Genomic DNA, 19,098 nt, shown 5'->3' on the forward strand with positions numbered 1-19,098 from the left:
CGGTCCTCCCCGTACGACCGCCGCCGGCCCCGAAAGTTGCGGTCTACCGACAAACACCTGGCGGAACCGCCGTCCCGCGGGTGCGCCGGGTCCCTTCCCCCGCGACGCCGCGGCGGGATCCCACGTTCTCCCCCGCCGCCCGGGCCCCGGGACCTACCGCTCGGGCGGTCCGGGCTGCGCGGCGGGCGGGACGTCGCCGCCCTCCGACGGGATCCCGCCGCCGAGCGCGCCGCCGTCGCCGGCGGGTCCGGCGTCAGCGTCCTCGCCCGGCTCGCACAGGCGGGGATCCGCCTCGACGAGCGCGAGCACCTCGGCGACCGGCCGTCCGCTGCGCCCCGCGATCCAGGTCGCGATCGGCGCCGCCTGCCGCTGCGAGCGGTGCGCGGCGTGGCGGGCCACGTCGAGCAGGTCCTGGAGCTCCTCGGGCGTCGGCGGTTCGCCGCCGAGCTCCGCGGCGAACGTCGCCAGCCAGCCCTGGATGGTGCTCGTGTCGTCGGCCATGGGCGCAGCCTACGCGGCAGCGACCACCGCCCGGTCGGTCTCGAGCGTGATCTCGCCGTCCGCGGCGCCGACCCGCGCGGTGTCGCCGTCCTTGATCTCGCCCTTGAGCAGGGCGAGCGCGAGGCGGTCGGTCAGGTGCTTCTGGATCGTGCGCTTGAGCGGGCGCGCGCCGTACGTCGGGTCGTAGCCCAGGTTGCCCAGCAGCTCGGCCGCGTCGTCCGTCAGCTCCACGGTCACGCCGCGCTCGGCCGCCCGGTCGATCACGCGCTGGGTCTGCAGCGTCACGATCGGCCCGAGCTGCTGCCGGTCCAGGGCGTGGAACTCGATGATGTCGTCGAGCCGGTTGATGAACTCCGGACGGAAGTGCCCCTCGGCGCCGGCCCGGCCGCCGGGGATGTTGGAGGTCAGGATCAGCACGGTGTTCGTGAAGTCCACCGTGCGGCCCTGGCCGTCCGTGAGCCGGCCGTCGTCGAGCAGCTGCAGCAGGATGTTGAACACGTCGGGGTGGGCCTTCTCGACCTCGTCGAGCAGCACCACGGAGTACGGCTTGCGGCGCACGGCCTCCGTCAGCTGCCCGCCCTCGTCGTAGCCGACGTATCCGGGGGGCGCACCGACCAGCCGCGAGACCGCGTGCTTCTCCATGTACTCCGACATGTCGATGCGGATCATCGCGTCGACGGAGTCGAACATGAACAGGGCCAGCGCGCGGGCCAGCTCCGTCTTGCCGACGCCGGTCGGGCCGAGGAACAGGAACGAGCCGATCGGCCGGTCGGGGTCACCCAGGCCCGCGCGGCTGCGGCGGATCGCGGCGGACACGGCGTCGATGGCCTCGTCCTGGCCGATGACCCGGTCGTGGAGGCGGTCCTCCATGTGCACGAGCTTCTCGATCTCGCCCTCCATGAGGCGGGCGACCGGGATGCCGGTCCAGTTGCCGACGACCTCGGCGATGTGCTCGGCCGTCACGCGGTTCTCGAGGTACTTGAACTCCTTCGCCCCCGCGTCGACCTCGGCGGCCTGCGCCTCGAGCTCCTGGATCCGCCGCTCGAGCGCCGGGATCTCGCCGTAGGTCAGCTCGCCGGCGCGCTGCAGGTCGCCGGCGCGCTGCGCCCGCTCGGCCTCCATGCGCTTGTGGTCGAGCTCCTCCTTCGCCTGCCCGACGGCGTCGACGGACTCCTTCTCGCGCTGCCACTCCGCGGTCATCGTCGCGGAGCGCTCGCGCTCGTCGGCCAGCTCGCGGTCCAGGGCGGCGAGGCGCTCCTTCGAGGCCTCGTCCTCCTCCTTCTCCAGCGAGAGCCGCTCGATCTCGAGCTGCATGATGTGCCGGTCGACCTCGTCGATCTCGGTCGGCTTGGAGTCGATCTCGATCTTCAGCCGCGACGCGGCCTCGTCGATCAGGTCGATCGCCTTGTCGGGCAGCTGCCGGTCGGCGATGTGGCGGTGCGACAGCGTGGCCGCCGCGATCAGCGCGGCGTCCTGGATGTCGACGTTGTGGTGGCTCTCGTACTTCTCCTTGAGCCCGCGGAGGATCGCGATCGTGTCCTCCACCGTCGGCTCCTCCACGAGCACGGGCTGGAACCGCCGCTCGAGCGCCGCGTCCTTCTCGATGTACTTGCGGTACTCGTCGAGCGTGGTGGCGCCGACCGCGCGCAGCTCGCCACGGGCCAGCATCGGCTTGAGCAGGTTGGCGGCGTCGACCGCGCCCTCGCTCGCGCCCGCCCCGACGATGGTGTGGAGCTCGTCGAGGAACATGACGATCTGGCCCTTGGCGTCCGCGACCTCCTTGAGGACGGCCTTCAGGCGGTCCTCGAACTCGCCGCGGTACTTCGCGCCGGCGATCATCGAGCCCATGTCGAGCGAGATCACCTTGCGGTCGCGCAGGCTCTCGGGCACGTCGCCGTCGACGATGCGCTGGGCCAGGCCCTCGGCGATCGCCGTCTTGCCGACGCCCGGCTCGCCGATCAGCACCGGGTTGTTCTTCCGGCGGCGGGAGAGCACCTGGATGACCCGGCGGATCTCCTCGTCGCGGCCGATGACCGGGTCGAGCTTGCCCTCGCGGGCGGCCTCGGTCAGGTCCTGGCCGTACTTCTCGAGCGCCTCGAACTTGTCCTCCGGGCTCTGGTCCGAGACCTGGTGCCCGCCGCGGACGTCGGAGACGGCCTTCGTGAGGGCGTCGCCGGTCACGCCGGTACCGCGCAGCGCGTCGCCCGCCTTCGAGGGGTGCGCGGCGAGCGCCAGCAGCACGTGCTCCGTGGAGAGGTAGTCGTCCCCCATGGTGCGCATCTGCTCCTCGCCGGCGCGCAGCACGGCGACGAGCTCGGACGACGGACCGGAGGCCTGGCCGCCCGAGGTGACCTTGGGCAGGTTCTCGAGCGCCGCGTCCACGGGGCGGCGGACCTCGTCGAGCGGGGTGCCGAGCTTGCGCAGGACGGACGGGACGAGGCCACCGTCCTGGTCCAGGAGGGCGAGCAGCAGGTGCTCGGGCGTGACCTGGGGGTTGCGGGCGGTCTCGGCCAGCCGCCCGGCCTCCGTGACGGCTTCCTGCGTCTTGATGGTGAAGCGATCGAACTGCATGGGCCTTCTCCGTGAGGTGAGGGGGGCGGACGGGAGGGTTCCGGCGCCGGACCCGGCTCGCGATCGGCGAGTCCGGTCCGGCGTCGTGCTCCGCGGGCAACATCTCAGTCACCCGCACTGAGATTTTGCGCTTCGTGGGCCCTGATGTCAAGCGCCGTGGGAGCGGCGTCGGACACACCCATGATGCCGCCTGGCCGCGCGCGCCCGCGGCAGTGGCGGCCCCGAACGCGACGCGGCCGGCCGGGTCGTCCCGGCCGGCCGCGTCGCCGGGTCCTGCTGGGTACCGCCCGCGCCTACTTCCGGGCGGCGGGCTTGTCGTAGGTCTTCTTCGGCACGACGAGCCAGATCAGCGGGCCGATCACCAGGAGGATCAGGCCGCTGGCCAGGCCCCAGCGCTCGGGGTAGCCCTTGCGGTCGGCCAGCCATCCCGCCAGCGCGGCGGAGCCGAGCCAGACGAAGATGATGTAGAGGGACTTCGCTCCGAGGAGCGCGAGGATCGTCATACGCCGAGGTACGCCTTCTGGACGTCGGTGTTGGTGCGCAGGCTCTCCGACGTGTCGGTCAGGGCGACCTCGCCCGTCTCGAGCACGTAGCCCCGGTGGGCCACCGCGAGCGCGTGGGTGGCGGACTGCTCCACGAGGAGGATGGTGGTCCCCGCCTCGTTGATCTCGCGGATCGTGTCGTAGATCCGGTCGACGAACAGCGGCGCCAGGCCCATGGACGGCTCGTCGAGCAGCAGCAGCTTCGGGCGGGCCATCATCGCGCGGCCGATGGCGAGCATCTGCTGCTCACCGCCGGACATCGTGCCCGCCTTCTGCTTCTCCCGCTCCTGCAGACGCGGGAAGAGCTCGAAGATCCGGTCGATGTCCGACGAGATCTCGCTCTTGTCCTTGCGCAGGTAGGCCCCCAGGTCCAGGTTCTCGCGCACGGTCATGCGCGGGAAGCACCGCCGGCCCTCGGGCACCATGCTGATCCCGCGGGCCACGATGTCCGCGGGCTGGCTCGCCGTGATCTCCTGGTCCAGGAACCGGACGGAACCGGTCCGGGCCGGCGTCAGCGCCGTGATCGAACGCAGGGTCGTCGACTTGCCCGCACCGTTGCCGCCGATGAGGGTGACGATCTCACCCTCCTCCACCGTCAGCGAGATGCCGCGGAGCGCCGAGACGTTGCCGTAGTAGGTGTGGATGTCCTCTACCTCGAGCAGCGCCATGTCAGCCCTGCTTCCCGAGGTAGGCCTCGACGACGCGCGGATCCGCGCGCACCGCCAGGGGCTCGCCCTCGGCGATCTTCTCGCCGTGGTCGAAGACGGTCACCCGGTCGCTGATGTTCATGACGACCTTCATGTCGTGCTCGATGAGGAGGATCGCCAGCCCACGGTCGTCCCGCAGACGGCGGATGAGGGCGCTGAGCGCGTCGGACTCCGACGGGTTCATGCCGGCGGCCGGCTCGTCCAGCAGCAGCAGGGACGGGTCGGACGCCAGCGCCCGGGCGATCTCCACCCGGCGCTGATCTCCGTAGGACAGGTTGATCGCGAGGTGGTCGTGCCAGCGGGTGTCGATCCCGACCTCCGTCAGCAGCTCCCGCGCCCGGTCGCGCCCGGCCTTCTCCTCCGCCCGCACCTTCGGCGTGCGGAAGATCGAGCCGACGACCCCGCCCTTCATCCGCGCGTGCGCGCCGACGAGGACGTTCTCGACGGCGGTCATCGTGCCGAAGAGCCGGATGTTCTGGAACGTGCGCGACATCCCCATGGCGGAGATGACGTCCGGGCGGGCCCGGCTGACGTCCTGGCCGCGGAACGTGATCGAGCCCGACGACGGCTTGTACAGGCCGGTCAGCATGTTGAAGAACGTCGTCTTCCCGGCGCCGTTCGGGCCGATGATGGCCGCGATCGCGTTCGGGCGGACGACGAAGTCGACCTCCGCGATGGCCTGCAGGCCGCCGAAGCGCTTCGACACGCCGAGCGCCGCCAGCAGCGCGTCGTCGGCGACCTCCGTCGTCCCCGCGCCCACGGCGGTCGCGCCGCCGGTGCCCGCGCCCTGGGGCGCGGCTCCGGTCGTGGCGTCCGCGGCGGGCCGCGGGGCGCCCTCGCCGCCGGTCATGCCGCCGGCGGCCTCGGTGTTCTCGCTGGGCTGGTCGCTCATGCCTCGCCCCTCGTCGTGGTGGGTGCCGGCGTCGCGCCCATCGGCGGGCCGCCGGGCGGTCCGTCCAGGCCCTCGGTCAGCTCGATCGCCCGCCGGCGCTCCGGGAAGAGCCCCTGCGGCCGCAGGATCATGACGATCACGAGCAGGAACCCGAACACGCCGAACCCGAGATCCGAGAACTGGAAGTCGAGCCCGAGCGCGCCCGGCACGCCGTTGAGGACGTCCGGGATGAGGTAGTTGTTGACGAACGTCAGGACGAGCGCCCCGATCACCGCGCCCCAGACCGATCCGAGCCCGCCGAGGATGACCATGGCGAGGATGAAGATCGAGAAGGAGAACGCGAACTGGTCGGCGTTGACGACCTGGATGAAGGGGCCGAGGAACGCGCCCGAGAGCCCGCCCATCGCGCCGCCGACGAGGTACGCCAGGAGCTTCGTCTTCACGAGCGGGATGCCCATGGAAGCGGCGGCGACCTCGTCCTCGCGCAGCGCGATCCACGCCCGGCCGATGCGCGAGTCGCGCAGCCGCAGGACGACGAACAGGCACACGAGGACGATCCCGAGGATGACCCAGTAGTAGCCCCGGAGACTCAGGATCGAGTTCAGAGGTTCGAGGAATGGCAAGTCGATCTGGTCGATCGGCGTGATGCTCTGCTTGCCCTGCGTGAGCGGGTAGTTCTCGCCGAACGGGCGGATCTCGGGCCCGTTGATCGCGAACACGCGGATGATCTCGCCGAAGGCCAGGGTCACGATCGCGATGTAGTCGCCGCGCAGGCGCAGCGTCGGCAGGCCGATGACCACGCCGGCGACGGCGCACAAGAGCGCCGCGATCACGAGGACCAGCAGGAAGTTCATGTGGATGCCCGGGAGGGCCTCCACCGTGCTGGTGACGAACACGTGGATGTTCGCCTCGCCGTAGAAGCCCGACATGACCCAGCCCGTCGTGTACGCGCCGATGGCGAAGAACGCGACGTAACCGAGGTCGAGGAGGCCCGCGAAGCCGACCACGACGTTCAGGCCGAGGGCCATCACGACGTAGGCCAGCGCCTGGATCGAGGTGCCCAGGAACCCGGAGAGCGGGTCGAAGAACAGCGGGAACACGATCGCGAAGGCCACGATCGCGATCGCGGCGATCGTGGAGACCGTCATGCCACGAGGGCCGACGGGCCGCTGCATGACCGAGTCGAACGTGGCCATCAGCCGGCCTCCCTCGTCTGCTCGCCGAACAGCCCGCGCGGGCGGAACACCATGATCAGGATGAGGTAGGCGAACACGATCGCCGGCGTCCACTGGGTGCCGATGCGGTTGTCCGCGATCTGCTGGATGCAGCCGATGATCAGACCACCCGCGACGGCGCCGCGGAGGTTGCCGATGCCGCCCATGACCGCGGCGGTGAACGCGAGCAGGCCCGCCTGGAAGCCCTGGAAGTACCAGACGTTGGTCTGGTACAGGGCGTAGAGCAGACCGGCGGCGCCGGCCAGCATGCCGCCGAGCATGAACGTCAGCGAGATCGTGGAGTCGACCTTGATGCCCATGAGGCGCGCCGCGTCGGGGTCCTGCGCGGTGGCGCGCATCGCCTTGCCCATCCGCGAGCGCGAGATGAACAGGGTGATCGCGATCATCAGCGGCACCGCGACGGCGATCGCCACGATGTCGGCGCGGCTGATCTCGACGCCGAGGACGGTCGCGATCGTCTCCTGCGCCCGGATCAGGTCCGGGATGCTCTTGGGGGAGCCGCCGAGCCACAGCAGGCCGACGTTCTGCAGGATGAAGCTGAACCCGACCGCGGTGATGAGCGGCGCGAGCTTGGGCGCGTCGCGCAGCGGCCGGTAGGCCACCCGTTCGATCAAGACGTTGAGCGAGCCCGTGACGACCATCGCCACGATCAGGCAGACCAGCAGGCCGACGACGACGCCGAGCGGCCCCGTCGCGAGCGTCAGGCCGAGCGTGCCGAAGAGCCCGACGGAGACGAACGAGCCGATCATGAACACGTCGCCGTGGGCGAAGTTGATCAGCTCGATGATGCCGTAGACCAGCGTGTAGCCGACGGCGATGAGGGCGAGGATCGTGCCGTTGGACACGCCCTCGAAGAGGTTGGTGGCGAGGCGCGACAGGTTGCCCTGGTCGCCCGTCAGGTCGCTGATGCCGTAGTAGACCGGCAGCGCGAGGAGCAGGATGATGAGCGCCCACTGTCCTGCGCGCTCACGACCCTGGTCGTTGAGAAGGGGAAACCGCCGGGCCCGAGGGCCCGCGGCGGGTGTGTTCGTAGCCATGGAGAGCGTCGGCGACGAGGCGCGGGGCCGAGGCCCCGCGCCGCGTCGTCAGGGCGCCTAGCGCGTGGCCGTGGCCTCGATCTGCTCGGCGAACTTGGGGTTGCCGTCGTCCCCGACCTCGTAGAGGCCGTATGCCGTCAGCGTCGTGTCGCCGTTCTCGTCGAAGCCGTACTTGCCGAGGGCCGAGTCGCGGTCCTTCGTGGCCAGCAGGCCCTCGAGGACGCCGGCGCGGTTGGCCTTCTCCGGGCCGCCCTTCTCGATCGTGTCGAGGATGAGCTTCATGGCCTCGTAGCCGTAGATGGCGTACGGGTCCGGCGCGTCGTCGTTGTAGGCCTTCGTGTAGGCCGTCAGGAACTCGTTGCCGCCCGGGTAGCTCTTCAGCTCGAGCGTCGCGACGGTGCACTTGAACCGCTCGGCCAGGGCCTTCGGCAGGCCGCCCTTGCCGGGGTTGGTGAGGCCCGACTCGCACACGCCGTCCGGGCCGTAGAGCTTGACGCCCGGGATCGCCGCGTCGACGTCCTTGTAGATCTGCGCCGCGCCGTTGGCCGTCACGCCGGAGAACACGAAGCAGTCCGCGCCCTCGCCCTTGATCTTCGCCGCGTAGGCGCGGAAGTTCGCCGCGTCGGGCTGCACGCCGGTGTTCGACGTGATCGTGATGCCCGCCTCCTGCGCCTTCAGGCCCATGACCTTCGCGAGGCCCGCGCCGTAGGTCTCCTGGTCGTTGGCGACCGCGACCTTGGTGCAGCCCTCCTTCTTGAGGGTGGCGAGCAGCGCCTGGCCCTGGATCGTGTCGCGCGGCACGATGCGCATGTAGGTCTTCTTGCCCGTCGGGGCGTACTTCTGCGGCTCGCCGGACTCGGCACCCGGCTCGTCCGTGGTCAGGCCGACGGCGGTGTTGGCCGGCGAGACCTGGGCGATCCCGGCCTGGTTGAGCACCGGCATCGAGATCTGGGAGGCGCCCGAGTTGAACTCGCCGATGTAGGCGACCACGGACTTGTCCGACACGGCCTTGCGCGCGTTGGCGCCGGTCTGCGTCGGGTCCCACTTGCCCGCCTGGGCGGTCGAGTCGTCGAGCGACTGGTACTTCACGCTGACGCTGCCGGCCTTGCCGCCGTTCTCGTCCAGGGCGAGCTTGATGCCGTTGACCATCGCGGCCAGCTGATCCTTCGAGGCGCCCTGCAGCGGAAGACTCGAGAGCACGGTCACGGAGGACGCGGACTCGCCGCCGCCCCCGCCGCCGGAGCCTTCGTCGTCGCTGCCGCCGCAGGCGGCCAGGCCCACGGCCGCGGTCGCTACCGCGGCCGTCGAGGCCAGAATGCGCATTCTTGAGTTCATCGGTTCCTACCTACTCGCTGGGACGTACGGCGCGAGCCTAGAGCCGCGGTGGGATCCCAATCTCCGACGAGGGGCGAAACGCGGACGGTGCACGTGCGACAACGGGATACGCCGTCAGTGATGGCGTGCCCCGTGGCCGAGCTGCGCCTCGTGCGCGCAGGCCCGTGAGCTCGTGCGCGCGGGCGGTACACCGGGCGCGCCACCTGTCCAGATCGGCGTGTCGCCCCACGCCGGGTGGGTACGGTGAGTCGGTCGGTCCCGCCCCTCCCGCGGTGCGTCCGGCGGGCGACCATGGAACCTTCGAGCCTCAGCACCCGTCCATCGTCTCCCTCCTCCTGGCGTGGCGGGGGCGACAGCCGCCTCGTCCGGCAGGCCGCGCGCGGCGACGAAGCGGCCTTCGCGGCCATCTTCAGTCGGCACCACGAGGCGCTCTTCCGGTACTGCCGCTCCATCGTCGGCAACGAGCACGACGCCACCGACGCGCTGCAGAGCACGATGGTCAAGGCGCTCGAGAAGCTGCCGGGCGAGACGCGACGCATCGCCCTGCGCCCCTGGCTGTTCCGGATCGCCCACAACGAGTCGATCGACCTGCTGCGGGCCCGCCGGCCCCACGCCGACCTGGACGCGGCGATCGACGTCTCCGACCGCGTGTCGAGCACGGAGCTCGAGACCCGCGAGCGGCTGCACGCCCTCGAGGCCGACCTGCAGCGCCTGACGCAGCAGCAGCGCAGCGCCCTGCTGCTGCGCGAGCTCGTCGGCCTGTCGTTCGCCGAGACCTCCGCCGCCCTCGGCATCACCCCGTCGGCCGCCAAGCAGAGCGTCTACGAGGCCCGCCAGGCGCTCCACACCCGCGAGGAGGGCCGCGCGATGGACTGCGACGCGCTCTGTCGCTCGCTGTCCGACGGCGACCGCCGCACCCTGCGCGGCAAGGCCGTCAAGGCGCACCTCGAGTCCTGCGGGGGCTGCCGCGCGTTCGAGGCCGCGCTCCGGCGGCGGCCGACGGACCTCGGGCTGCTCGCGCCGCTGCCGGCGGCGGGCGGGCTTGGCGGGCTGGGGTTCCTCGGTGCCTCGGCCGCCGGGACGGCCGGCGTCGGTGCGGGGACCGCCGCCGGCGGGGGCTTCCTCAGCGGCGTGCTGCCCGGCCTCTCGGCCACGGTCGGCACGAAGGTCGCGGCCGCCCTGGCCGTCGGCGCCGTGGCGATCGGCGGCGTGACCGTCGCCGAGCGCGGCGGGGACGGCGCCGGCGCGGGCCCGGAGGCGGCCCAGGCGGCGCAGGAGGGCGCGGGCGGACCGACGGGCGGCACGGGCGGCGCGGGCGGCGGTGGCACAGGCGCGTCCGGCGAGACGCGGGACGAGCGCGGCGTGACGGGCGAGTCGGGCGAGCGCCCGAAGCTGCGCGGTGCCGCGGACCGCCGCGAGGGCGCCGGCGCCGGTGGCGACGACCCCGACCCCTCCGCGGGCGAGCCCCGCAGCGCCACGCCCAACGCCGACACCCGCTCGGACGCTCCGCCGGCGGCCGACGCGCCGACCCGCGACCGCTCTGGCGCGGGCTCCGGCCGGTCCCGCGAGGGCGGCCGCGACGCCGCGGCCGACGCCCGCGACGACGATGCTCCCCGGGAGACCGCGCCGAGCGACCGCGCCCCGAAGCCCGACAGCTCCCCGGCCGACAAGGCCAAGGCCGACAAGGCGAAGGCCGACAAGGCGAAGGCCGACAGGGCCAAGGCCGACAAGGCGAAGGCGGACAGGGCGAAGGCCGAGAAGGCCAAGCCGGAGAGGCCGAAGGACCCGGCGCCCGGTCCCGATGCGCCGAAGGACGGCGCCGCCCCCGCGCCCAAACCCCCGACGCCGAACGGGCAGGCCCCGACCCCGGGCCCCGGTGCGGCCGGCTCCGCGCCGGCCGGCCGGCCGGAGTCCCCCGGCAGGCCCGAGTCCGCCGGCAGCGGCCGGCCCAAGGGCGGCGACGAGGACGAGGACGAGGACGAAGACGACGGGGACGACGACGAGGACGACGACCGCGACGACGACTAGCGGCCGTTCCTGCCCCGCGACGGGTTCGCGAACTACCTCCTGACCTTTCCGCCCGTCCGTGCGTTGTAGAGGCGAGGGACACACACCTCCCGCGATCTCGGCGCCCTGATCCCCCGGCGCCTGGGTCACGGCCGCGCTCGGGACGGAGCGCGGGGACAGGGTCCGGCCGCGGGACGGCGGACGGACTCGAGCGCCCGGTCGCGGGGACGGCGGCCGGGCGCTCACCTCTTCTCCCCCGGTCGCCCGACGCCGGTCGCGCGTCGGTCGGCGCGGAACCTCCTGACCTCCGGCGCGCCCGCCCGTTGTAGGAGCACCGGACCAGGACAGCGGTGGCCGCGACGGCCGCCGCGCGACGCCGACGGTCCCACCGTCCGCAGGAGGAGTCATCCATGCAGCACCGCATCCCGAGTGCCCCCGTCACCCACCCGTCCCCCGCCACCCCGAAGGGGGCGTCGGCATGACCTACGGCACCTCCCTCGCCCTGATCGCGATCGGGGCCATCCTCCGCTTCGCCGTCACCGCCAGCACCTCCGGCTTCAGCATCCACACCGCCGGCACGATCCTCATGGTCATCGGCGTGGTCGGCCTGGTCATCAGCCTGCTCTACGGCCTGACCTACGCCCGTCGTCGCGACGCGCTCGTCGAGCGGCCGGTCGTCTACGAGAACGACCCGCGTGTCCGCCGCTAGGAGCCTCGGGGGCGGCGTCGGCCGTCGCCCCCAGGACGGCGTGCTGCTGCGGGCGCTGCACGGCGAGCTCCCGGGCGGGACGCCCGCGCTCCGCCGGCGGCTGTTCGCGGTGATCTGCGTCGTGGTCGTCTGCGAGCTGCTCGTGATCCTCGCCGTGGGCACCCACCACGCCGGGGACGCACGGCCATCCGCCCGCTCCGGGGAGCTGCCCGCGCAGACCCCGGTGGCCGCGCCGGCCGTCGGGGCGGACCGCCCCCGGCCGTAACGGGTTGGACGGCCACGGGCTCGCGATGCGATGCTCGGTGGCCGTGCCCCGAGTCCTGCGCCGTCCGCTGCCCCTGCTGCTCGCCTGCGCGCTCCTGATCGCCGTCCTCGGCGTGGTGGTCCGCGGGCGGAACGCCGTCACGGACTGGGACGCCGACGTCGTCAGCTCCGTGGCCGCCGGGCGCTCGCCGTTCCTCGTCGACCTGGCGCGCGCCGTCACGAACCTCGGCGACGCGCTGTGGGCCGGGATCGCGCTGATCGTGATCGGGATCGCGCTGGTGGCCGCCCACTGGCTGCGGCCCGCCGCCGCGGCCGTGCCCGTCGTCGCGCTGCTGGTCGGCGCCGCGCTCGCCCCGCTGATCAAGCTGGTCGTCGAGCGGCCGCGGCCACCACTCGCCCTCCGCGAGGTCGTCGAGCGTTCGACCGCGTTCCCGTCGGGGCACTCCACGCAGTCCGCGGCGGGCTGGATCGCGCTCGGGCTCGTCCTGGCGCTGACCGCGCGCACCGCCCGCCACGGCCATCCCGCCTGGCGGTGGGTGCTCGCGGGGGCATGCGTCGCCGTCGTCGTCGGGATCAGCCGGGTGGTCCTGAGCGTCCACAGCCCGACGGACGTCGTCGGCGGCTGGACGCTGGGCGTGGCGTGCGCGGTGGCGGTGGTGGCCGGCGCCCGGCGGGCGGGCGTGCTCGGCGGGACGCTGGACTAGACGGCCGGGCTTGACGCCGCGACGTCGCGTTCAGCCGCGCAGGCTCGCGCCGCGGGCGACCGCCAGGACGAGCGCCTCGTCGCCGACGCCGGGCGGCACGCCGCCGAGCCGGGCGCGCAGGGCCGCGGCGATCGCCGCCGCGAGGGCGCGGCGCTCCTCCGGGTCCAGGGTGGCGTGGCGCGCCGCGAACGCGCGAGCCGTGGAGCGGTCGTGGTCCGTCAGGCCCGCGGTGTCGAGCCGCAGGTCGTCCGCCGCGTCCGTCCCGGCGCCCTCCGCGGCCGCCGCGAGCGCCCGCGACGTCCGCCGCGGCTCGCGGACGACGAGCGTGCCGCCGACCAGGTCACCGAGCCGCTGGTGGCGGCGCGTGAGCGTGACCATCACGATCCCGGGCGCGTAGGCCAGCGGCAGCTCCACGAGCCGCAGCAGGTTGCGCACCGCGCTGGACGCGCCGTCGACCCTTCGCCCGTCGTCACGCACGACCCGCAGGCCCAGGAGCGCCTTCCCGGGCGTGCGGCCGTCGTTGAGGAGCTCCCACGCGACGTCGTAGACGAAGAGCAGCGCGAAGCCCCCGATCGCCGCGAGGACCGCCGACCAGTCGGGGCCGAGCGGGTCGGCGAGCGCGTGGAGCGCCAGCGCGCCCAGGCCGCCGAGCAGGAGCTGCCCCGCCAGGTCGATCGCCCCGCTCGAGATCCGCGTGCCGGGACCGGCCAGGTCGAGGACCACGTCGACGGCCTCCGGGGTGGAGATCGCGAGGTGGTCGTGATAGTCCTGCACGGCCGTGACCCTATCCCGCTTCCTGGCCGATCGCACCCCGTCGTGGGACGCGCTCGAGGCCCAGCTGCGTCGCGCGGGATCCCGGCCAGAGCGCCTGGGGGCCGACGGCGTCCTCGAGCTCGGCGCCGCGTACCGCTCCGTGGCCGCCGACCTCGCGCACGCCCGCCGCGCCTACCCCGGCGACCCGGTCGTCGCACGGCTCGAGCTGCTCGTCCGGCGGGCCCGGGCGCTCGTCTACGGCCGCGCCGGTGCGCGCCGCTCGCTGCGCGACTTCGTGCGCCGCGAGTACTGGGCGCAGGTCCACGCGCTCGGCCGCTGGCTCGGGGTCGCGGCACTCGCCCTGCTCGTCCCCGCGCTCCTCGTGGGGATCTGGGGCGCCGTGGACCCCGCGGCCGCCGCGACGCTCGTCCCCGGCGACTTCATCGACGGCGCGGCGCCGCCCACGCTCGACCGCGGGCTGGCGTCGTCGGAGTCGGCGGCGTTCTCGTCGCAGCTGTTCACGAACAACATCCGCGTCACGCTGATCGCGTTCGTCGCGGGGCTCGGCTGCGTCGCCCCGGCGGTGTTGCTCGTCGCGTTCAACGGGGCGATCCTCGGCGCGGTGCTGGGGGTCGCGGCGGCCAACGGCAACCTCGACCGCGTGCTGCACCTCGTCGTGGCCCACGGCGTGCTCGAGCTGAGCTGCATCGTGGTCGGCGCCGCCGCCGGCATGCGCGTGGGCTGGGCCGTCGTCGACCCGGGTGACCGGCCGCGGCGGCTGGCGATCCGCGACGCGGCGCGGCCGACCGTGCTCGTGGTCGTCGGCACCGCGCCCTTCCTCGTGGTCTGCGGGATCGTCGAGGGCTTCGTCTCCCCCGCCGGCTGGTCCGCCCTCGCCGTCACGGCGCTCGGCCTCGGCCTGGGCGGGGCGTACTGGGCGCTCGTGGCGATCCGGGGCCGCACGCCGCGCGGCACGGTGACGTCCGGGACGGCGCCGTCCGCCGCGGCGCCCGCGGCACGCCCCGCCGGCTAGCCCCGGCCCGACTCGCCCCCGACCCGCGCCCCGCGCGGGGCGAACGGGAGCAGCAGCAGGTCCACGAGCTGCGGCACCTGCTCCGGCAGCTCGTCGACCGCGCCCGCCACGAGCTGCCGGTGGATCGTCTCGTGCGCACCGCCGAGCGCCATCCGGATCACCAGCTCGTCCGTCGGCGCCTCGGGATCCACCAGGGGCGCCGTGAGCTCCCGGAGGTGGTCGGCAAACCGCGTCATCGTCGTGTCGCGCGCCTGCGCGATCTCGGTCCCGCCGGCGGGACCGTGCACGAGCAGCGCCTCGGCCCGCACGGGGTCGTCGGTCAGGAAGCCGACGATCGCCTCCACGCACGCCCGCACCCGCTCGCGCGGCTCGACGTCGGCCGACGCCCGCAACGCGACGGCCGCCGTCGCCCGCAGCCCCCGGTCGATGTCGAGGCACGCCTCGACGAACGCCGAGCGCACGTCGGCGAAGTGGCGGTAGAACCCACGCCGGGCGCTGACGTCCGCGGCCTCGCAGATCCCGCGGACCGTGATCTCGTCGTAGCCGACGGTGACGACCGCGTCGACCACCGCCTGCAGCAGCCGTCGTCGCTCGTCCTCCAACAGGCGGCGCCGACGCGGGGTCAGCTCGCGGCCGGGTACGCGATCACGCGGTACGGACATCGGAGGCTCCTGGTGGAGGGACCGGCGGGACGGCCGGCGGGGACGACGCCAGAACGGCGTACGCACGCCGGGGCGCGGCTACCCTACCGCGGGGTGCGACGACCCCGGGCTGCGGGGCCCGCGGCCGCGGCGACGCGCACCACGGCGCGCCAGGACGGCGCTCACATCACGCCGCGACGCTTCGCCCGCAGGTAGGCGTCGACGCTCGCGGCGGCCAGCCCGCGCGGCGGGACGGAGAGCACCTGGGCGCCCAGCGCCCGCAGGCGGGCCGCGACGGCGTCGCGCTCCCGGCGGACGTCGACGGCGACGGCCTGGGCGAGCGCGCCGAGCTCGTCGTCCGGCGCCGTGGTCGCCAGCGCGCGCAGGCGCGGCTCCTCCACGGTCGCGACGCAGAGCGCGTGGCGGCGCGCGAGCAGCGGCGCCGCGGCGAGCAGCGGGGCGGCCGCCGCCTCGTCGAGCAGGTCGGTCAGGACGAGGACGAACGCGCGGCGGGCGCCGCCGACGGCCCGGAACGCGCGCTCGTGGTCGCTGTCGACCGGCGCCGGCTCGAGGTCGTGCAGCGCGCGGACGACGGCGTCGCCCCCGGCGCGACGCGGCGCCAGCCGGGTCCGCACGTGCGCGTCGTAGGCGACGGCGCCCACGTGGTCCTCGAGCGCGTCGGCGGTCGCGGCGACCGCCGCGGCGGCGTCGAGCCACACGTCGAGCAGGCGCGTCGCCCCGCCCGGCGAGGCGGCGTCGCCGGCGGCGTCCGCGGGGGCGGCGCCGAGCCGGCCAGCGTCGACGAGCAGCACGACATCGCGGTCGGACTCCACCCGGCGCTGGTTGCTCATCGGCCGCCCCGCACGGGCGGTGGCGCGCCAGTTGACCTGCCGGATGTCGTCCTCCGGCGCGTAGTCGCGCACGTGGTCGAACTCCGTGCCCAGCCCGTAGGGCCCACGCGTACGCAGCCCGGTCGCCGCGCCGCCGGTGCGCACGACGGCCGCGAGCGCGTGCGCCGCGCGGTAGTCCGGCAGCGCCCGCAGCTCGGCGCCGTCCGTCGCGCGGTGGTCCCAGCGCCCGAGGGCGAGCGGCCCGGTGCGCCGGGCGACGGGCGGCGGCAGCACGTGGCGGCCGCGGCGCTCGGCGGTCACCCGCGCCGTCACCCGGCCGAGGCCCTCGCCCTCCTCCACCCGCAGGCCGGGGATACCCGTCAGGCGGATCCGCAGGCCCGGCTCGGCCGTCTCGGGCTCCACCACCACGTCGACGGTCCCGCCGCGCGGCGCGATCCCCGGCGCGTCGACCCGCAGCACCGGCGGCCGGCGGCGGGCGAGGAACCCGTCGAGCACCGCGAGCAGCACGACGAGCACGGCCGCGAGCACGCCCACGGTCGGGGGCAGCAGCACGGCCAGGGCCGCGCAGGCGCAGAGCAGCGCCGCAACGCGGGGCGTCGGGCTCACCGCGCCGCCGGCACCGGGACGGAGGAGAGCGCGGCGGCCACGGCGTCGACGTCGCGCGTGCCCTCGAGCGCCGCCTCCGGGCTCAGCACGAGCCGGTGGGCGAGCACGGGCTCGGCGACCGCGCGCACGTCGTCCGGGGTCACGAAGTCGCGCCCGGCGATGCGGGCCGTGGCCTGCGCGGCAGCGAGCAGGTGCACCCCGGCGCGGGGGCTGGCGCCGAGCGTGACGCTCGGCAGCCCCCGGGTCGCCCGCACCAAGGCGACGACGTAGGCGGCGACGTCGTCGTGGACGAACGTGTCGCCCACCGTCGCCCGCGCGTCCCGCAGCGCGGCCGCGTCGACCACGGGCCGCACGTCGTGCAGCGCCGCCGGGCGCAGGCCCTCGCGCGCGGCCACGACGACCTCGCGCTCCGCCGCCTCGTCGGGATAGCCGACGTGCACGCGGAAGAGGAAGCGGTCGAGCTGCGCCTCGGGCAGCGGGTAGGTCCCCTCCTGCTCGATCGGGTTCTGGGTCGCCACGAGCAGGAACGGCTCGGGGAGCGGGTGGCGCTCGCCGTCGACGGAGACCGCGCCCTCCTGCATCGCCTCGAGCAGCGCGGACTGCGTCTTCGGCGGGGTGCGGTTGATCTCGTCCGCGATCAGCAGGTTCGTGAACACCGGGCCGGGGCGGAACACGAGCTCGCCGCCGCGGAGCGCGACGGTGCCGGTGACGTCGCTGGGCAGCATGTCCGGGGTGAGCTGGATCCGCGAGCTCTCGACGTCGAGCGCCCGCGCGAGCGCGGTGGCGGTCAGCGTCTTGGCCACGCCGGGCGGACCCTCGAGCAGCACGTGGCCGCCCAGCGTCGCGGCGGCGACGAGCAGGTCGACGGTCGCGTCGGCTCCGCGCACGACACGGCCGACCTCCTCGCGCAGTGCGGTGACGATCTCGATCATGCGGGGTCTCCTTCCAGGCGGGCGAGGGCCCGCCCGACGGCTCGGACATCGACGGGGGTGGCGGACGACGGTCCCGTGCCGGCCAGCGCGGCGGCGTCGGCGTCGTCCAGGCCCGCACGCCGCGCGGCGGCGCGCACGTCGTCGGGCGTGGGGTCGGGCGGCAGGCCGACGCGGCGGGCCAGGACGGTGCGGCCGCGGGCCCGCAGCCGCTCCGCGGCCCGGCCCCGGTCGGGGGTCCGGGCGAGCAGCGCGGCCAGCGCGTCGACGTAGGCGGAGCGGCCCGGGCTCGGGGGCTCGTCCGGCTCCGTCGGCGGCCCGAGACGGCGACCGCGCGAGAGCATCGCCGCCCCTGCCGCGAGCACGAGCAGCAACACCACCGTGACCCCGCGGGCCGGCACGCCGCCGAACGCCGTCGCCTCCTCGCGCGGCCGCAGCGCGACGACGCGTCCGCGGCCCGCCAGGGCGACGGCGAACGCGGCGTTGTCGGCCCGCACGAGGCCGGCGTTCTCGACGATCCCGCGGTCAGGCACGAGGACGACCCGCCCCCGGCCGACCGGCACGGCGACGGCGACGGCGCGCGCCCCGACCGCGAGCAGCGGCCGGGTGCGGGACGGCGTCGACGGCCAGACCGCGCCGTCGCGGGCGACGGCGACCACCGCCGCGGTCTCGGGCTCGCGCGCGACCCGCACGGCGTCCCCCTGGGCCTCGCCGCCCGGGGCGTCCAGGCGCAGGACGCGCGCGATCCGCCACGCGTCGCGGCCCACGGCGACGACGCGGGCGCCGCGCCGTGCCTCGCGGGCCACGCGCCGGGCGTCCGCGTCGTCGAGCGCGTCCTCGCCGAACAGGTAGGTCGTGCCCGGCAGGAGCCGCAGGTCCGCCGGGTCGACGTCCCGCACGCGCAGCCGCACCCCCTCGCGGGACAGCACGGCCGCCCAGCCGCCGACGCCGCCGGGCTCGCCGCTCGTCCACCCGTCGGGCGTCGGCGGGGCGGGCTCGGGGCGGGCGTTCAGCGCGGTCAGGACCATGCCCAGGGCGACGAGCGCCGAGAGCAGGCCCAGGACGATGCGGCGGCTCACGTCGCGGCCCCGGGGTCGTGCGAGGCGTCGGGATCGGCCGGCGCGGCGGCGCCGGGCCCAGGGGCGCGCAGCACGGCCGTCCAGCCCTCGCGCGCGCCGGCGCTCGCCGCGGGGCCGACGGGCGCGGGGCCGTAGGCGGCCCGGTCGTAGCCGGCGGCCAGCGCGGTCACGCGTGGGTCGCCGGCCGCGCGCGCGACCTGTCCCGCGGTGGCGAGGGCGGGGACCCGCAAACCGCGACGGTCGGTGAGGCGGCGCGCGCCCGCACGGAACCAGAGCAGGACGGCCTCGCGGTGCGCGCCGCGCGCCTCGGCGTCGCGGGCCGCCCGCTCCAGCGCGGCCAGGTCGTCGGCGGAGGCCGCCGCCGGGGCGAGCGCCGCCGCCCGCCGCCGCGGTCCGCGACGGGCGAGCCGCACCGCCACCAGCACCAACACGGCGACGAGCAGGACGAGCAGCACGCGCCACACGACACCGCCGGCGCCCTGCAGATCGAGGTCGTCCCCCGCCTCGTCCGGGTCGCGCAGGACATCGCGGGCGACGCCGCGCAGCCGGTCGGCCGTGGCGCGCTCGCCCGGCGTGGGCGGGACCGCGGTGGTCTGCGCGGCGGCGCGTGCCGGGCCGGGCCACGTCCCCGCGGCCCACCCCGGGGACGTGCCGCCCGGCGCCGGCAGCGCCGAGACGAGCAGGGCCAGCGCGACCACCAGG

19 protein-coding genes are annotated in these 19,098 nt (G+C 75.0%); 5 read left to right on the top strand and 14 right to left on the bottom strand.

Translation table 11 applies throughout. The features are described 5' to 3' along the window. Positions 1-153 precede the first annotated feature (153 nt). The 8 genes from F593_RS21735 to F593_RS21755 all read right to left on the bottom strand — a co-directional run bounded on the left by F593_RS21735 (position 154) and on the right by F593_RS21755 (position 8,808). On the bottom strand, positions 154-501 hold the full coding sequence (locus F593_RS21735) for a DUF6457 domain-containing protein (RefSeq protein WP_022927107.1): 348 nt from the start codon (positions 499-501) through the stop codon (positions 154-156). A 9-nt stretch (positions 502-510) separates the two neighbouring features. Further along, complete coding sequence (clpB, locus tag F593_RS21740) at positions 511-3,072, bottom strand: ATP-dependent chaperone ClpB (protein ID WP_022927108.1); 2,562 nt, start codon at positions 3,070-3,072, stop codon at positions 511-513. A 293-nt stretch (positions 3,073-3,365) separates the two neighbouring features. After that, entirely contained in the window at positions 3,366-3,575 is a 210-nt protein-coding gene (locus F593_RS0102100) for a hypothetical protein (protein ID WP_028721349.1), read from the bottom strand. Next, positions 3,572-4,282, bottom strand: coding sequence for an ABC transporter ATP-binding protein (locus tag F593_RS0102105; protein WP_022927109.1), 711 nt, complete (start codon positions 4,280-4,282; stop codon positions 3,572-3,574). The genes F593_RS0102100 and F593_RS0102105 overlap by 4 nt, the downstream gene beginning before the upstream one ends. A 1-nt stretch (position 4,283) precedes the next feature. Beyond that, positions 4,284-5,213 carry an ABC transporter ATP-binding protein gene (locus F593_RS0102110; protein ID WP_022927110.1) on the bottom strand — a complete coding sequence of 310 codons (930 nt, stop codon included), beginning with the start codon at positions 5,211-5,213 and terminating at the stop codon, positions 4,284-4,286. Then, entirely contained in the window at positions 5,210-6,409 is a 1,200-nt protein-coding gene (locus F593_RS21745; protein ID WP_022927111.1) for a branched-chain amino acid ABC transporter permease, read from the bottom strand. Before F593_RS21745 ends, F593_RS0102110 begins: the two co-directional genes overlap by 4 nt. Then, on the bottom strand, positions 6,409-7,485 hold the full coding sequence (locus F593_RS21750; protein WP_022927112.1) for a branched-chain amino acid ABC transporter permease: 1,077 nt from the start codon (positions 7,483-7,485) through the stop codon (positions 6,409-6,411). The genes F593_RS21745 and F593_RS21750 overlap by 1 nt, the downstream gene beginning before the upstream one ends. A 57-nt stretch (positions 7,486-7,542) precedes the next feature. Beyond that, the gene (locus F593_RS21755) at positions 7,543-8,808 is read right to left on the bottom strand and encodes a branched-chain amino acid ABC transporter substrate-binding protein (protein WP_022927113.1); all 1,266 of its coding nucleotides are present in this window, start codon (positions 8,806-8,808) and stop codon (positions 7,543-7,545) included. A gap of 303 nt (positions 8,809-9,111) precedes the next feature. Between F593_RS21755 and F593_RS0102130 the strand changes: the two genes are divergently transcribed. The 4 genes from F593_RS0102130 (at position 9,112) to F593_RS21765 (ending at position 12,504) form a co-directional block, all read left to right on the top strand. Next, the gene (locus F593_RS0102130; RefSeq protein ID WP_022927114.1) at positions 9,112-10,848 is read left to right on the top strand and encodes a sigma-70 family RNA polymerase sigma factor; all 1,737 of its coding nucleotides are present in this window, start codon (positions 9,112-9,114) and stop codon (positions 10,846-10,848) included. 457 nt (positions 10,849-11,305) lie between these two features. After that, positions 11,306-11,536: a hypothetical protein gene (locus F593_RS27370; protein ID WP_051160371.1), complete on the top strand. Its 231-nt coding sequence runs from the start codon at positions 11,306-11,308 to the stop codon at positions 11,534-11,536. Continuing rightward, positions 11,523-11,801 carry a hypothetical protein gene (locus F593_RS27635; RefSeq protein WP_157251490.1) on the top strand — a complete coding sequence of 93 codons (279 nt, stop codon included), beginning with the start codon at positions 11,523-11,525 and terminating at the stop codon, positions 11,799-11,801. The genes F593_RS27370 and F593_RS27635 overlap by 14 nt, the downstream gene beginning before the upstream one ends. Before the next feature lie 43 nt (positions 11,802-11,844). Continuing rightward, complete coding sequence (locus tag F593_RS21765; RefSeq protein WP_022927115.1) at positions 11,845-12,504, top strand: phosphatase PAP2 family protein; 660 nt, start codon at positions 11,845-11,847, stop codon at positions 12,502-12,504. A 30-nt stretch (positions 12,505-12,534) separates the two neighbouring features. On the opposite strand, the gene F593_RS21770 is transcribed toward F593_RS21765, so the two are convergent. Beyond that, positions 12,535-13,278 (bottom strand): RDD family protein, encoded by a 744-nt coding sequence (locus F593_RS21770; protein WP_022927116.1) that lies wholly within the window; start codon positions 13,276-13,278, stop codon positions 12,535-12,537. Between the two features lie 4 nt (positions 13,279-13,282). On the opposite strand from F593_RS21770, the gene F593_RS0102155 reads away from it, so the two are divergent. Next, positions 13,283-14,290 carry a stage II sporulation protein M gene (locus tag F593_RS0102155; protein ID WP_022927117.1) on the top strand — a complete coding sequence of 336 codons (1,008 nt, stop codon included), beginning with the start codon at positions 13,283-13,285 and terminating at the stop codon, positions 14,288-14,290. On the opposite strand, the gene F593_RS27640 is transcribed toward F593_RS0102155, so the two are convergent. The 5 genes from F593_RS27640 to F593_RS0102180 form a co-directional block, all read right to left on the bottom strand. Further along, the gene (locus F593_RS27640) at positions 14,287-14,952 is read right to left on the bottom strand and encodes a TetR/AcrR family transcriptional regulator (RefSeq protein ID WP_022927118.1); all 666 of its coding nucleotides are present in this window, start codon (positions 14,950-14,952) and stop codon (positions 14,287-14,289) included. The two genes, F593_RS0102155 and F593_RS27640, sit on opposite strands and share 4 nt — an antisense overlap. A gap of 161 nt (positions 14,953-15,113) precedes the next feature. Further along, complete coding sequence (locus F593_RS27645; RefSeq protein ID WP_022927119.1) at positions 15,114-16,388, bottom strand: DUF58 domain-containing protein; 1,275 nt, start codon at positions 16,386-16,388, stop codon at positions 15,114-15,116. Continuing rightward, the gene (locus tag F593_RS0102170) at positions 16,385-17,320 is read right to left on the bottom strand and encodes an AAA family ATPase (RefSeq protein WP_022927120.1); all 936 of its coding nucleotides are present in this window, start codon (positions 17,318-17,320) and stop codon (positions 16,385-16,387) included. The genes F593_RS27645 and F593_RS0102170 overlap by 4 nt, the downstream gene beginning before the upstream one ends. Then, complete coding sequence (locus F593_RS29660) at positions 17,317-18,396, bottom strand: DUF4350 domain-containing protein (RefSeq protein WP_022927121.1); 1,080 nt, start codon at positions 18,394-18,396, stop codon at positions 17,317-17,319. The genes F593_RS0102170 and F593_RS29660 overlap by 4 nt, the downstream gene beginning before the upstream one ends. Further along, complete coding sequence (locus tag F593_RS0102180; RefSeq protein WP_022927122.1) at positions 18,393-19,094, bottom strand: hypothetical protein; 702 nt, start codon at positions 19,092-19,094, stop codon at positions 18,393-18,395. Before F593_RS0102180 ends, F593_RS29660 begins: the two co-directional genes overlap by 4 nt. Between the last annotated feature and the right edge of the window lie 4 nt (positions 19,095-19,098).

The organism is Patulibacter americanus DSM 16676 (assembly GCF_000420025.1).
GTDB classification, from domain to species: Bacteria; Actinomycetota; Thermoleophilia; order Solirubrobacterales; family Solirubrobacteraceae; genus Patulibacter; species Patulibacter americanus.

Bases quoted from the DNA above. Each gene is read 5' to 3' on its own strand.
- F593_RS27640 (WP_022927118.1), bottom strand. From the start codon at position 14,952: ATGTCCGTACCGCGTGATCGCGTACCCGGCCGCGAGCTGACCCCGCGT.
- F593_RS0102130 (WP_022927114.1), top strand. From the start codon at position 9,112: ATGGAACCTTCGAGCCTCAGCACCCGTCCATCGTCTCCCTCCTCCTGG.
- clpB (WP_022927108.1), bottom strand. From the start codon at position 3,072: ATGCAGTTCGATCGCTTCACCATCAAGACGCAGGAAGCCGTCACGGAG.
- F593_RS0102105 (WP_022927109.1), bottom strand. From the start codon at position 4,282: ATGGCGCTGCTCGAGGTAGAGGACATCCACACCTACTACGGCAACGTC.
- F593_RS0102100 (WP_028721349.1), bottom strand. From the start codon at position 3,575: ATGACGATCCTCGCGCTCCTCGGAGCGAAGTCCCTCTACATCATCTTC.
- F593_RS0102170 (WP_022927120.1), bottom strand. From the start codon at position 17,320: ATGATCGAGATCGTCACCGCACTGCGCGAGGAGGTCGGCCGTGTCGTG.
- F593_RS0102110 (WP_022927110.1), bottom strand. From the start codon at position 5,213: ATGAGCGACCAGCCCAGCGAGAACACCGAGGCCGCCGGCGGCATGACC.
- F593_RS21735 (WP_022927107.1), bottom strand. From the start codon at position 501: ATGGCCGACGACACGAGCACCATCCAGGGCTGGCTGGCGACGTTCGCC.
- F593_RS27370 (WP_051160371.1), top strand. From the start codon at position 11,306: ATGACCTACGGCACCTCCCTCGCCCTGATCGCGATCGGGGCCATCCTC.
- F593_RS21755 (WP_022927113.1), bottom strand. From the start codon at position 8,808: ATGCGCATTCTGGCCTCGACGGCCGCGGTAGCGACCGCGGCCGTGGGC.
- F593_RS21745 (WP_022927111.1), bottom strand. From the start codon at position 6,409: ATGGCCACGTTCGACTCGGTCATGCAGCGGCCCGTCGGCCCTCGTGGC.
- F593_RS21750 (WP_022927112.1), bottom strand. From the start codon at position 7,485: ATGGCTACGAACACACCCGCCGCGGGCCCTCGGGCCCGGCGGTTTCCC.